General features: G+C 71.2%; 12 protein-coding genes. 6 read left to right on the top strand and 6 right to left on the bottom strand.

All coding sequences use genetic code 11. The features are described from left to right. The first annotated feature begins 6 nt into the window (after positions 1-6). The 3 genes from epsC to katG all read left to right on the top strand — a co-directional run bounded on the left by epsC (position 7) and on the right by katG (position 3,373). Positions 7-591: a serine O-acetyltransferase EpsC gene (epsC, locus tag M1M07_RS21365; RefSeq protein WP_197253455.1), complete on the top strand. Its 585-nt coding sequence runs from the start codon at positions 7-9 to the stop codon at positions 589-591. Between the two features lie 118 nt (positions 592-709). Continuing rightward, positions 710-1,153, top strand: a complete 444-nt coding sequence (locus tag M1M07_RS21360; RefSeq protein WP_248675479.1) for a Fur family transcriptional regulator — start codon at positions 710-712, stop codon at positions 1,151-1,153. A gap of 39 nt (positions 1,154-1,192) precedes the next feature. Further along, a complete protein-coding gene (gene katG / locus M1M07_RS21355) occupies positions 1,193-3,373 on the top strand; it encodes a catalase/peroxidase HPI (RefSeq protein WP_248675478.1) in 2,181 nt (726 codons plus the stop codon). 56 nt (positions 3,374-3,429) lie between these two features. Here the strand turns inward: katG and M1M07_RS21350 are convergent, their stop codons facing one another. From M1M07_RS21350 to M1M07_RS21330, 5 genes are all read right to left on the bottom strand, one after another. Continuing rightward, on the bottom strand, positions 3,430-4,878 hold the full coding sequence (locus tag M1M07_RS21350; RefSeq protein ID WP_197253449.1) for an aldehyde dehydrogenase: 1,449 nt from the start codon (positions 4,876-4,878) through the stop codon (positions 3,430-3,432). A 31-nt stretch (positions 4,879-4,909) separates the two neighbouring features. After that, entirely contained in the window at positions 4,910-6,049 is a 1,140-nt protein-coding gene (locus M1M07_RS21345; RefSeq protein WP_197253447.1) for a phosphotransferase family protein, read from the bottom strand. Positions 6,050-6,136: 87 nt separating this feature from the next. After that, positions 6,137-7,036, bottom strand: a complete 900-nt coding sequence (locus M1M07_RS21340) for a dienelactone hydrolase family protein (RefSeq protein ID WP_197253444.1) — start codon at positions 7,034-7,036, stop codon at positions 6,137-6,139. A 56-nt stretch (positions 7,037-7,092) separates the two neighbouring features. Further along, the gene (locus M1M07_RS21335) at positions 7,093-7,977 is read right to left on the bottom strand and encodes an ROK family protein (protein ID WP_197253443.1); all 885 of its coding nucleotides are present in this window, start codon (positions 7,975-7,977) and stop codon (positions 7,093-7,095) included. 53 nt (positions 7,978-8,030) lie between these two features. Continuing rightward, the gene (locus M1M07_RS21330) at positions 8,031-8,810 is read right to left on the bottom strand and encodes a class I SAM-dependent methyltransferase (RefSeq protein ID WP_197253441.1); all 780 of its coding nucleotides are present in this window, start codon (positions 8,808-8,810) and stop codon (positions 8,031-8,033) included. A gap of 86 nt (positions 8,811-8,896) precedes the next feature. On the opposite strand from M1M07_RS21330, the gene M1M07_RS21325 reads away from it, so the two are divergent. The 3 genes from M1M07_RS21325 (at position 8,897) to M1M07_RS21315 (ending at position 12,197) form a co-directional block, all read left to right on the top strand. Beyond that, entirely contained in the window at positions 8,897-9,559 is a 663-nt protein-coding gene (locus M1M07_RS21325; RefSeq protein WP_248675477.1) for a GntR family transcriptional regulator, read from the top strand. After that, a complete protein-coding gene (locus M1M07_RS21320; protein WP_248675476.1) occupies positions 9,556-10,854 on the top strand; it encodes an MFS transporter in 1,299 nt (432 codons plus the stop codon). The genes M1M07_RS21325 and M1M07_RS21320 overlap by 4 nt, the downstream gene beginning before the upstream one ends. A gap of 125 nt (positions 10,855-10,979) precedes the next feature. Continuing rightward, positions 10,980-12,197: a glycosyltransferase family 4 protein gene (locus M1M07_RS21315; protein WP_197253536.1), complete on the top strand. Its 1,218-nt coding sequence runs from the start codon at positions 10,980-10,982 to the stop codon at positions 12,195-12,197. Here the strand turns inward: M1M07_RS21315 and M1M07_RS21310 are convergent. Beyond that, positions 12,120-13,374, bottom strand: a 1,255-nt coding sequence (locus M1M07_RS21310; RefSeq protein WP_248675475.1) for a hypothetical protein, incomplete at its 5' end; no start/stop codon positions are given. The two genes, M1M07_RS21315 and M1M07_RS21310, sit on opposite strands and share 78 nt — an antisense overlap.

Below are 13,374 nucleotides of genomic sequence, written 5' to 3'. Positions count from 1 at the left end.
TGCACGGTGAACCTGCTGCGAACCCTCCGGGAGGATCTCGGCGCTGCGCGTGGGCACGACCCGGCCGCGCGCAGTGACGTCGAGAACGCGATCGTCTACTCGGGACTGCACGCGATCTGGTCGCATCGGCTCGCGCACCGGATGTGGGGCAAACCCGCGCTGCGCGGTCCGGCCCGGATCCTCGCGCAGTTCACCCGATTCCTCACCGGCATCGAGATCCACCCCGGTGCCACCATCGGCCGCCGGTTCTTCATCGACCACGGCATGGGTGTCGTGATCGGCGAGACCGCCGAGATCGGTGACGACGTGATGCTCTATCACGGCGTCACCCTCGGCGGTCGGTCGATGGCGAAGGAGAAGCGCCACCCCACGATCGGCCATCGCGTCACGATCGGTGCCGGCGCGAAGGTGCTCGGCCCGATCACCATCGGCGACGACAGCGCGGTCGGGGCGAACGCCGTTGTCACCCGGGACGTTCCACCGGACTCGATCGCGACGGGCATCCCCGCGACGATCCGGTCCCGGACGCAGAAGCAACACGAACCGCTGGTCGATCCGACGAGCTACATCGATCCCGCGATGTACATCTGAGCCGCCTTCGGCCGCTCCCTTCCTCGGGTGACGGGAATCGGTATCCGGTCCGACCGGATGTCGATTCCCATCACCCGATTTTGCGACTCATTCCAGAAAAGTGCGTCATAGTGGTGACGTGCCCTCTACGCCGGAGTACGTAGAGCAACTACGTACCGCAGCGCTACGCGTGACCCGACCCCGGGTCGCGGTGCTCGACGCGGTGCACGAGAACCCCCACGCCGATACCGACACGATCTTCGTGAAGGTGCGCACCGTGCTGCCCGACGTGTCCCGTCAGGCCGTCTACGACGTGCTGCACGCGCTGACCGAGGCGGGTCTGATCCGCCGGATCCAGCCTGCCGGTTCGGTCGCCCGTTACGAATCGCGGGTCGGCGACAACCATCACCATCTCGTGTGCCGCTCGTGTGGCGCCATCACCGACGTCGACTGCGCCGTCGGCGCCGCCCCGTGCCTGACCGCTTCGGACTCGAACGGCTATCTCGTCGACGAGGCCGAGGTCGTTTACTGGGGTCTGTGCCCCGACTGTTCTCCTCCGCCGACTTCACGGCCACGACCGTGAGCAAGGTTCGCGTCACCCACATCTGGAAGGAAGGGCCAAGTGTCCGAAAGCGAAAATCCGGTCATCGAATCGCCGACGCCCAAGGCGCACCGTCCGCTCACCAACCGGGACTGGTGGCCGGATCAGATAGATCTCAGTGTCCTGCAACATAATTCGGAGCGCACCTCGCCTCTGGGTGCAGACTTCGACTACCCGACCGAATTCGCGAAACTCGACCTCGACGCGCTGAAACGCGACCTCGTCGAGGTGATGACCACCTCCCAGCCCTGGTGGCCCGCGGACTTCGGTCACTACGGCCCGCTGTTCATCCGCATGAGCTGGCATGCGGCGGGCACCTACCGCATCGCCGACGGCCGCGGGGGTGGTGGCCAGGGCGCGCAGCGGTTCGCGCCGCTCAACAGCTGGCCGGACAACGCGAGCCTCGACAAGGCCCGCCGGCTCCTGTGGCCGATCAAGAAGAAGTACGGGAACAGCATCTCGTGGGCCGACCTGATCATCTACGCGGGCAACGTCGCCTACGAGTCGATGGGCTTTCCCACGTTCGGTTTCGCGTTCGGCCGCGAGGACATCTTCGAACCCGAGGAGGTCTTCTGGGGGCCGGAGGACACCTGGCTCGGGGACGCACGCTACGCCGGCGAGCGCGAACTGCAAGGCCCGCTGGGTGCCGTGCAGATGGGCCTGATCTACGTGAATCCGGAAGGCCCCAACGGCAATCCGGATCCGATCGAGGCGGCCCGCGACATCCGTGAGACGTTCGGCCGGATGGCGATGAACGACGTCGAGACCGCGGCGCTCATCGTCGGCGGTCACACCGTCGGGAAGACCCACGGTGCCGCTCCGGCCGATCACGTCGGACCGGAACCCGAGGCCGCACCGCTCGAGCAGCAGGGTCTGGGTTGGAAGAACACCCACGGAACCGGGGTCGGCGGCGACGCGATCACCAGTGGTCTCGAAGGCATCTGGACCCCCACGCCGACGAAGTGGGACAACAGCTTCCTCGAGACGCTGTACGGCTTCGAGTGGGAGAAGACCAAGAGCCCGGCCGGGGCCTGGCAGTGGGTGCCGAAGGACGGTGCCGGCGCCGACCTCGTCCCGGACGCCCACGATCCGTCGAAGCGGCACGCCCCGACGATGCTCACCACCGACCTGTCGCTGCGCTTCGACCCGATCTACGGGCCGATCACCCGCCGGTGGCTCGACCATCCGGAGGAACTCAACGAGGAGTTCGCCAAGGCCTGGTACAAGCTGCTGCACCGTGACATGGGACCGGTCTCGCGGTATCTCGGTCCGTGGGTTCCGGAACCGCAGCTCTGGCAGGACCCGGTTCCGCCCGTCGACCACGAACTGGTCGGTGCGGACGACGTCGCCGCGCTCGAGCAGAAGGTCCTCGAGTCGGGACTGACGATTCCGCAGCTGGTCGCGACCGCGTGGGCGTCGGCGTCGAGCTTCCGCGGCACCGACAAGCGTGGCGGTGCGAACGGGGCACGCATCCGGCTCGCCCCGCAGAAGGACTGGGAGGTCAACGAACCCGCGCAGCTCGCCGAGGTGCTCGCGAAGCTCGAATCGATCCGTCAGGACTTCGAGAGCGGCGGCAAGAAGATCTCGCTCGCCGACCTCATCGTGCTCGCGGGTGGTGCGGCGATCAAGAAGGCCGCGAAGAACGCGGGTCTCGACCTCGAGGTGCCGTTCACTCCGGGCCGGACGGACGCGACGCAGGAGACGACGGACGTCGACTCGTTCGCGGTCCTCGAGCCGCCCGCCGACGGGTTCCGCAACTACCTGCCCGCCGGGGAGAAGCGCCAGCCGGAGAAGCTGTTCGTCGAGCGTGCCAATCTGCTGTCGCTGACCGCATCGGAGCTGACGGTGCTCGTCGGCGGGCTGCGGGCGCTGAACGCCAATCACGGCGGCACCGCCCACGGCGTGCTCACCGACCGGCCGGAGGCGTTGACCAACGACTTCTTCGTCAACCTGCTCGACATGGGCACGGAATGGAAGACGTCCGAGTCGACGGAGAACGTCTACGAGGGCCGCGACCGCGCGTCGGGTGAGCTGAAGTGGACGGCCACCGCCGTCGATCTGGTCTTCGGCGCCAACTCGGTGCTGCGGGGCCTGGCGGAGGTCTACGGCGCCGACGACGCGCAGACCAAGTTCGCCGAGGACTTCGTCGCCGCGTGGACGAAGGTGATGAACCTCGACCGGTTCGAGATCAAGAAGAAGTAGACCGGCACGAGTGGGGCACCCCGGCCAGGGCCGGGGTGCCCCACTCGTTGTGCGTGTCAGCCCTGGTAGCCGGGCGGGTAGAGCACGGACTTGAGCTCGCAGAACGCCTCGATACCCTCGGGGCCGTTCTCGCGGCCGATGCCGGAGTTCTTGTAGCCGCCGAACGGCGAGCCCGGGTCGAAGGCGTACCAGTTGATGCCGTAGGTGCCGGTGCGGACCTGCGCGGCGACCTCGAGTCCCTTCTCGATGTCGGTGGTGTACACCGAACCGGCCAGGCCGTAGTCCGAGTCGTTGGCGATCTTGATCGCCTCGTCGACCGAGTCGTACGGGAGGATGGACAGCACCGGACCGAAGATCTCCTCGCGGGCGATCGTCATCGAGTTGTCGACGTCCGCGAACACGGTCGGCTCGACGTAGTAGCCGGTCTCGATGCCGGCCGGGCGGCCGCCGCCGAGCACCAGGCGGGCGCCTTCCTTCTTGCCCTGCTCGATGTACCCCTCGACGCGGTCGCGCTGCTTCGCCGAGATCAGCGGGCCCAGCTGCGCGGCCGGATCGTCGGGCAGGCCGACGGGGAAGAATGCGGCGGTCGCGACGACCTTCTCGACGACCTCGTCGTAGCGCGAGCGCGGCGCCAGGATGCGGGTCTGGCCGACGCACGCCTGCCCGGTGTTCATCAGGCCGGACATCACGAGCATCGCGATCGTCGAATCGAGATCGGCGTCCTCGAGCACGATCGCGGCGGACTTGCCGCCGAGTTCGAGCGAACAGCGCTTGAGGTTCTGCGCGGCGATCGCACCGATGTGCTTGCCGACCGCGGTGGACCCGGTGAACGTGACCTTGTCGATGTCGGGGTGCGAGACCAGGTACTCACCGGTCTCGGCGCCGCCCTGCACGATCGACAGCACACCCTCGGGCAGGCCGGCCTCGGCGAAGATCTCGGCGACCATGTTGATCGTCAACGGCGCCTCGGGCGCCGGCTTGAGCACGACCGAGCAGCCCGCGAGCAGCGCCGGACCCAGCTTGTTCGCCGCCAGGAACAGCGGCACGTTCCACGCGACGACCGCGGCGACCACACCGACGGGCTCGCGGGTGACGCGGGTGCGGCCGAACGAACCGGACCGCTCGTCGACCCACGGGAACGTCTCGGCGGCGCTCGCGTAGTAGTTCAGCGTGCCCAGCGCCGAGGTCATCTGCATCATCTGCACCGACGCCGGGGGCTGGCCCATCTCGGCGGTGAGCTTCGCGGTGATCTCCGCGGAGCGCTCCTCGATCAGTTTGGCGGCCTTGGCGATCACCTGCGCGCGTTCGGCGGGCGAGGTGCGGGGCCACGGCCCGTCGTCGAACGCGGTGCGCGCCGCCGCGATCGCGGCGTCGATGTCCTTCGGCCCGGCGACGGGGACCGAGCCGACGCGTTCCTCCGTCGCGGGGGAGAACACCTCGAGCTTCTCGTCCGTCGACGGTGCGACCCACCGGCCGCCGATGAAGAGCTTGTCGTAGTCGGTCATGTTCCTCTTCCTCGTAACTTGTTCTGCGAACTCACGTCAGGGCTTGCCAGTAGGTGCCGTCGAGCATTGCCTCGAGGGTCGCGCGGTGCAGGATCATCGAGTCCGGGTCGTCGGGTTGCTCGGCCTGCCCGAAGTGGACGGCGCGAGTCTGGATGCGCAGCATGATGATCGCGTGCTGCAGTGCGGCGTAGCAGGTGTGGAAGTCCAGGTGCTGCGGGGTGTGCCCGGTGCGGGCGGCGTACGCGGCGGCGAGGTCGTCGCGGCGCAGGAAGCCGGGCAGCCCGGGCAGGTTCGCCGCCGCGGCGATGTCCTCGAAGAACCTGTGCAGGAACGTCATCCACGCCAGGTCCATCTCGCGGGCACCGATGGTGGCGAGTTCCCAGTCGAGGACGGCGACGGGCTCGAAGTCGTCGAACAGGATGTTGCCGATGCGGGCGTCGCCCCAGCACACCACGGCCGGGGACGGATCGTCCGGTACGTGTTCGTCGAGCCACGCGAAGGCACGTTCGATGAGCGGCGAGCGCGGCCCGGTCCGTGTGGTCCACTCGTAGTAGGCGCGCTGCCGGTCGATGTGGGCGCGCACCGCCGCGGTCGCGTCGGGTGGGGTGTCGAGATCGGCGATGCCGGGATCGACTGCGTCGAGCGGTAATTCGTGGATACGGGCGAGAATGCCGACCGCGGAGTCCTGCATCGCGGCTCGCTGCGCGTCGTCGGCCTCGGTGACCCACGAACCGAAGTTGTAGGGCATGACGTCCGGTGGGACGACACCGTCGATGCGGGACATGACGAAGAACGGGGCGCCGAGCGGACCGGCGTCGGGTTCGGACCACAGGACCGCCGGAACCGGCACGTCGGTGTGCTCGGCGACGGCGCGCATGATCCGGAACTGGGAGTCGAGGTCGTAGGTGGGGAACACGGGCACGGCGGTCGCCGCGGGCGCGATGCGCGCCACGAGCCGGTGGGTGCGGCCGTCCCAGGTTGCGTCGAACAGCAGGGTTTCGCTGGACATCCCGGTCGCGTCGGGGGAGTGCACGTTGTCCACCCGGGGATCCGGAACCCGTTCGGCGAGCCACCGCTGCAGGTCGGCGCGGATCTGTTCGGGGTCGCGACGGGAATCGTGGGGGCGGGCGACTTCGGCGTGGTGTGCGGTGTCCTCCGGATCGATGATCACCCGCGACTCCTCCCGTGTTCTCGTGCTGTGACCTCGAACACTAGAACACGTTTCATCTTTACGGAAGGGAGCTCCCGGTATCGGGGATCAGCCCGGATGCTGCTCGAACCACTCGAGCATCATCTGCCAGGCCTCGGCCGCGGCGGCCGGGTCGTACCGCGGCCCGGTGTCGTTGAAGAACGCGTGGTCGGCGCCGGCGAACGTCACCACCTCGTGCGTGAGCCCGGCCCGCTCGAGCGCCGCGGTCGCGGCATCGCGGGTCGCGTCGACCCGCTGGTCCTTCTCCGCGTAGATCGCCAGCACCGCCGCCCGCGACCCGGAGAAGTCCGCTCCCTCGGGCAGCGGCCCGTAGAACGGGACCGCGTTGGCCAGGCGCGGTTCGCCGGAGGCGAGCAGCAGCCAGGTCATGCCCCCGCCGAAACAGAAGCCGACCGCCTCGATCGGCAGGCCGGGGAGCCGTCGGGACAGTTCGTCGACCCCCTCCTTCATGTCCGCGGTGAACCGCTCCGTCGGCACGTTGCTCAGCGCCGCGGTCGCCGCGGCCGGATCGGCGAACGACGCCGTGCCACCCTCCTCGGACAGCAGGTCGATCGCCAGCGCCGAATAGCCGGCACCGGCGAAGCGCCCGGCGACCGAGCGGATGTGATCGTTGAGTCCCTTGTTCTCGTGAATCACCAGGACGCCGCCGCGCGGGTCGGTGGCGCCGGCCCAGGCACCCTGCAGGGTGCGGCCGTCCGGGCCCGGGAAGGTGACCTCCTCGGTCGGGACGGCCTCGGCGGCCCCCGGTGGCGGTGATGCCGGAGTCTCGGGCGCGGGGCTCGCCGGCGTCGGCTCGTCCTCCCGCGCGCACGCGGCGAGCAGCGACGACGCGGCGGCCAGACCGATGCCGAGCAGGCCCAGCCGGCGCAGTGCCTCTCGGCGCGTGAGCAGGCCGTCGGCGTGATCGACGGCGATCTCCTCGGCGATGTAACGCTGGAACGGTGTCATCTCTGCCCCCGCCCGGGTTGCGACCTTCCGAGAAGTATTTCGCATCCGGACGGCGGTCAGGGCTCGATTGCGAGCACTCCGGCACCGGTGAGTGTGCCGAGTGGGCCGAGTTCGGCCGGCACGATCCGCAGATCCCGGAGGAAGGACAATCGGCCGTAGCGCGCGGCCGCCGCCAGCATCGGACGCCACAGCGGCGGTCCGGCCTGCGCGAATCCGCCCCCGACGACCACCAGGCCGACGTCGGTCAGGGCCGCCGCCGACGCGAGGATCTGGCCGAGCGCGGTACCCGCCCGTTCGAGTGCCGTGGCCGCCGTCCGGTTCCCGGCGGCTGCGTCCGCGCACAACGCCATCGCGTCGTCGCCGGCCCAGCCGTGGCTGCGCGCCCAGCGCACGGTCGCCGGGCCGCTCGCGACGGTCTCGATGCAGCCGGTCGCGCCGCACGCGCACTGGTCGACGCCGTATGCCGAGGTCATGTGCCCGATGTGGCCCGCATTGCCGGAACGGCCCGGGGCGATCCGGCCGTTCAGCACGAGGCCGCCGCCGATGCCGGTCGACAGGACCACGCTCAGCAGATCCGCGGTGCCGCGGCCCGCGCCGTGCCGGTGCTCGGCGAGCGCGGCGGCCGCGCCGTCCCCGACGAGCCGGATCCGCGCGGCCGGGAACAGCGTCTGCACCGCGTCGACCAGCGCGAACCCGGTCGCCCATTCGGCGATGTTGACGGGTGCGACCGTGCCTGCGGTGGTGTCGATCGGGCCTGCGCTCGCGATCCCGACAGTCGTGATCGCCCGGTCGCCCGCGGCGTGCCGCAGCAACGTGGCCGCGGCGTCCCACACGCCCGTCGTAGGGGTGGGGACGCTCAGCGGAGCGAGCGGGATGCCGTTGTCGCCGACGGTGGATGCTGCGAGTTTGGTGCCGCCGACGTCGAAAGCGAGTGCGGTCATGGCGCATGACAGTAGCGCGTGGAGCTCGCGCGGGCGGACCGTAGATCTCCGCCTCAGGTGCGGCGCAACACCAGCACGAGGTTGCTGACCAGGAACTCCCGGACCACCGGGACCTTCACGAGCCACCACGCCCAGCGCGGGTGGTAGCGGGGGAACGCGGCGAGCAGCTCGCCGTCGCGGGTGTTGCGGGCCCAGCGCAGTCCGTCCGCGCAGCCCACGTCGAACAGCGAGACGCCGTAGCGGTTCTTCGGGTCGCGGCCGTGTTTGCGGGCGTACCGCCGGGCCGCGTATTCGCCGCCGAAGGCGTGCCACGGCCCGGTCTCGTGGCCGCCGAACGGTCCCCACCACAGCGTGTAGGACAGCACCATCAGGCCGCCGGGCTTGGTCACGCGGAGCATTTCGTCGGCCATCACCCAGGGCCGGGGGACGTGCTCGGCGACGTTCGACGAGAAGCACACGTCCACCGAACCGGTCCGCACCGGCAACGCCAGCCCGGATCCGCGGATCGAGCCGCCCACCTGCAGGCCGGCGGCGTGCATCTCCGCCGGATCCGGCTCGATCGGCACGTACCGGGCGCCGACGCCGTCGAACGCCTCGGCGAAGTAGCCGGGTCCGCCGCCGACGTCGACGACGGTGGTGCCGGTCAGGTCGCGGCCGGTCAGGCCGGTGTAGAGGTCGCCGATCAGGTCGACGGTGTCGCGGGCGACCCCGCCGTAGAACACCTCGGGAGCGGTCTGTTCGTACCGGAAGCTCCCGAGCAGGCCGACGGAGCGGCGCAGCGTCGCGCGGCGGGCGAAACGCCCGGCGACGCGGGGCGGGCGAGTGTCGGACACGAGAGGCCAGCTTAATGGGAGCGCGGACGGCCCCGATCACCCCCTGCGGGCGACGAACTCGTTCGCACCGCGTATAAATACATCTTGTGTCTAAGTTGCATTCAGCGGCGGAGCAGGCCTACCGCGAGGTGAAGGAGCGGATCCTGTCCGGCACCCTGCCCGGCGGCGAACTGATCAGCGAAGGCGAGATCGCCGCCGAGATGGGGACCAGCCGGACCCCGGTCCGCGAGGCGTTCCTGCGTCTCGAGACCGAGGGCTGGATGCGGCTGTATCCGAAACGCGGCGCGCTCGTCGTGCCCGTCGCCGACGGCGAAGCCGAACACGTGGTCGCCGCGCGGCTGCTCCTCGAAGCGGACGCCGTCCGCGTGGTGGTCGCCGGCCCCGAAAATGCGCGCGCCGAACTGGTCCGCGCTCTGCGCGCCAACCTCGGGGCCCAGCACGATGCCGCGGACTCCGGCGACGTCGCCGCGTTCAGCGGGCTGGACGCGGATTTCCACGGCCTGATCGTCCGGGCCGGGGGAAATCCGCTGCTCGTCGACTTCTACCTGGGACTGCGCGAACGGCAGCGGCGCATGACCGCGCGCTCGCTGATCCGCGATCCCCTGCAACTGAACTCGATCATCGACGAGCACACACGGCTCGCCGACTTCGTCGACGCGGGCGACGCCGAGGGCTTCGCCACCGCCGACGACATCCACATGCGCCGCGTCCACGGACTGCCGCGCGCCACCGGAGGAGATGCACGATGAGCGTCGAGACGGCCACCGTCACCGAAGTCCCGGCGCCCGTCCGGCGACGGATCGCGCCCTGGGCGCTGGTCGCGGCCGCCATGTTCGCGGTCGCGTGGGGCGGCAACGAATTCACGCCGCTGCTGGTGATGTACCGGCTCGACCACGGATACTCGCCCGTCGTCGTCGACGTCTTCCTGTTCGCGTACGTGCTCGGCATCGTGCCCGCGCTGCTGCTCGGTGGACCGCTCTCGGACCGGCTCGGCCGCCGCCCGCTCATGCTGCCCGCACCGTTCGTCGCGGCCGCGGGCTCGATCGTGCTCGCGTTCGGCGCGGACAGCGCGCCGCTGCTCGTCGTCGGCCGCATCCTCAGCGGCATCGCGCTCGGGCTGGGCATGGCCGTCGGCGGCAGCTGGGTCAAGGAACTGTCCCAGCAGCCGTGGGACGCGCGGGCCGGTGCCGGCGCGGGCGCCCGCCGCGCGGCGATGAGCCTGACCGCCGGGTTCGCGCTCGGCGCCGGTGTCGCCGGAGTGCTCGCCCAGTGGGCGCCGTGGCCGAGCGGCCTCGCCTACGCCACGCACCTCGTGATCACGCTCGGCGCCGGTCTCGCGGTCGCGACGGCTCCCGAAACCCGTGCCGCCACCCCGGTCGACGAACGGCGGCCGCTGGTCGAGGACCTGAAGATCCCGGCCGCCGCGCACCGGCGGTTCCGGACGGTGATCGCCCCGGTCGCGCCGTGGGTGTTCGGGGCCGCGAGCTGCGCCTACGCGGTGATGCCGGCGCTGATGACGGAGCATTCCGGCGGAAAACCGGTCGCCTTCTCGGCGTTGCTGTGCGTCGTCGCGCTCGGATGCGGTTTCGGGATCCAGGCGCTGGGCCGGCGCATCGACACCCCGCGCAGCGCCCGCGCGCTCGTCGTCGCGCTGATCGTCCTGGTCGCCGGGATGGTGGCCGGCGCGGTCGCTGCGGACCGGCTGACCGTGCCCTTCGCGCTCGCGGGAGCCGCGGTCCTGGGCTGCGGCTACGGACTGGCACTGGTGTCGGGCCTGCAGGAGATCCAGCGCATCGCCGGTCCCGACGACCTCGCCGGGCTGACCGCGGTGTTCTACTCGCTGACCTACCTCGGTTTCGCGGTGCCCGCGGTCCTCGCGGTCGTCGTGCAGACCGTGCCCGGCGTCGGCTATCCGGTGCTGTTCCTGGCGGGTGCGGCCGTCGCCGCGGCTACCCTGATCCTGGTGCTCGGCAACAGCCGCACGGACCTGCCCGGCAACGGCAGCGAACCCGAGCCGTCGGACTCGGCTGCGACCGCGGCCTGACGGTACCCGGCAGTAACCCCCGCCGGTTCCGGAGCGATCCCACCGTTAGTGTGTTCCCCGATACAGTCGCAGCACGCATGTTCGCCCGGGTCGCGGGCGAACCGGAATCCGAGGGGGGTCGCCACGTGCGGGAGGTTCTGCTGCTCTGCTGGCGTGACAGCGGGCACCCGCAGGGAGGTGGCAGTGAGCGCTACCTCGAACAGGTCGGCGCCCAGCTCGCGGCCCGCGGCGTCGCCGTCACGTTCCGCACCGCCGCCTACCCGGGCGCCCCGAAACGCGAAGTCGTCGACGGCATCACCATCAGCCGCGGCGGCGGCCGCCTCACCGTCTATCCGCGGGCGCTCGCGGCGATCGCCGCCGGTCGCCTCGGCTTCGGTCCGCTGCGGGGCCTGCGCCCCGACGCGGTGATCGACACCCAGAACGGCATCCCCTTCTTCGCCGGGCTCGTCGCCGGCGCACCATCCACGGTGCTGGTGCACCACTGTCACCGCGAACAGTGGCCGGTCGCGGGACGGGTGATGGCCCGCATCGGCTGGTGGATCGAATCGACCCTCTCGCCGCGCGTGCACCGCCGCGACCAGTACCTGACCGTGTCGCTGCCGTCCGCCGACGAACTGCGTGCCCTCGGGGTCGAGCACGACCGCATCGCCGTCGTGCGCAACGGCATCGACCCGATCCCCGACACCGTCGAACCCGGCGACGACCACACCCGCACCGCCCACCCGAGCGTGTGCGTGCTGTCCCGGCTGGTGCCGCACAAGCAGATCGAGGACGCCCTCGCCGCGGTCGCCGCGCTGCGCGGCGATGTGCCCGGCCTGCACCTGGATGTGATCGGCGGCGGCTGGTGGGAACAGAACCTGCGTGACGCCGCCGCCGACCTCGGCATCACCGACGCCGTCACCTTCCACGGGCACGTCTCCGAGGAGCGCAAGCACGAACTGCTCGCCCGTGCCTGGGTGCACGTGATGCCGTCCCGCAAGGAGGGGTGGGGGCTCGCCGTCGTCGAAGCCGCCCAGCACGGCGTGCCGACGATCGGCTACCGCAGTTCGAAGGGCCTGACCGACTCGGTGATCGACGGGGTCACCGGTCTGCTCGTCGATTCCGCGACCGAACTCACCGAGGCGGTCGCCGAACTGCTCGGCGACGCCGACCGTCGCCGCGACCTCGGTCGCAAGGCCCGCGTCCGCGCCGGCGAATTCTCTTGGGCGGCAACCGGCGAGGGGGTGCTCGACGTGCTCACCGCGACCGCGGAAGGTCGCCGGGTCTCAGGACTGTTCCCGCGCAGCGCCGGTCTGCCGACGCATCCGGATCGCGAGCGCGCCGGCAGCGCCGCCGACCGGTAGCAGCGCCCACAGCACGTGCGCGGCGACCGCCGCGCCCCGATCGCCGGGCTGCGCGCTCGCACCGGGCACCCGGTACAGGCTCAGGTCGGGGTCGTCGTGGACGAGTTCCAGCGCGTCCAGGGTGCGCTGCGATGCGCCGAGCTCTCCCGGCGTGCCGTGTTCGACGAGCACCCAGCCGACGCCGAGGGCGGCCAGCTCGTCCGGGTGCGCACCGGCCAGCAGCAATGCTTCGACGTCGGCGGCGCGGCGGCCCTCCCCGGCGACCGTGCCGCCCGCGACGACGAGCTGCCCGGTCTGCAGCACGTCCGCGCGCAGCATCCGCGGCGCCGGATCCAGCACGGCCGCACGGCCACTGAACCCGAACCGCCGGAACATTCCCGCCGGGAGCACCGCGACGTCCCCCTCGTCGGCGGTCACGATCCCGGCGACCTGCTGCCACCCTGCCGGGTACTGCACGGGCTGCACCCGGCCGCCGACACCCCACACCAGATCGGGGGTGGCAACCAGCACGACGAGAACCGCCACGGTCGCCCACACCGTGTCGCGGCCACCGAACCGGTCCCGCAGCCACCCGACACCCGCACCGGCGGCCAACACGTACAGCGGCAACGCCAGCGCCACCCACTTCTGGGTGTCGCGCAGCAGGCCGGCACCGGGCACGTGCAGCATCGACCACTCACCGGCCTGCAGCCCCACCGGAGTCGCCGCGAGCGCCGGGGCCAGCACCGCGACCGCGGCGAGCAGCCCCAGCGTCACCGTGACCGGCTCCCGGCGCCGCCACAGCGCCGGCAGCCCGCACGCGACCACCAGCAACAGTGCCGCGGTCCCGACGAACGCCCACGGGGTCGTCCGGGAACCGGGCACCGCGTCCGCGTTCCAGATCCCGCCCAGACCCGCGAGGGACCCGAGCGTGCCGAGCCACGGTTCGGCGCGCGCCGCGAACGCCGCGACCCCGGCGGGGTCGGCGCCGGACCCGCCACCCGAGACCGCCGTCGCGACCAGCCACGGCGCCGACGCGACGACGCTCAGCGCCGCCCCGCCCGCGATCCGCGGCCCGCGCGCGGGGGTGCCACCCGGCGCCGCGAGCACGGCCAGCGCCGTGATCGCCGCGAGAACCGCCCCGGTCGGGGTCAGACCCGCCGCCGCGAGCCACGCCCCGAGAACCCACCACCCCCAG

The sequence above is a fragment of the Rhodococcus sp. HM1 genome, from assembly GCF_023218075.1.
Lineage (GTDB): Bacteria > Actinomycetota > Actinomycetes > Mycobacteriales > Mycobacteriaceae > Rhodococcus.
This window is presented reverse-complemented; position numbering and strand designations above follow the sequence as displayed.

What these genes read in the sequence shown, in the direction of transcription:
- M1M07_RS21320 (WP_248675476.1), top strand. Translation starts at nt 9,556, where the DNA reads ATGAGCGTCGAGACGGCCACCGTCACCGAAGTCCCGGCGCCCGTCCGG.
- M1M07_RS21340 (WP_197253444.1), bottom strand. Translation starts at nt 7,036, where the DNA reads ATGACACCGTTCCAGCGTTACATCGCCGAGGAGATCGCCGTCGATCAC.
- M1M07_RS21350 (WP_197253449.1), bottom strand. Translation starts at nt 4,878, where the DNA reads ATGACCGACTACGACAAGCTCTTCATCGGCGGCCGGTGGGTCGCACCG.
- M1M07_RS21335 (WP_197253443.1), bottom strand. Translation starts at nt 7,977, where the DNA reads ATGACCGCACTCGCTTTCGACGTCGGCGGCACCAAACTCGCAGCATCC.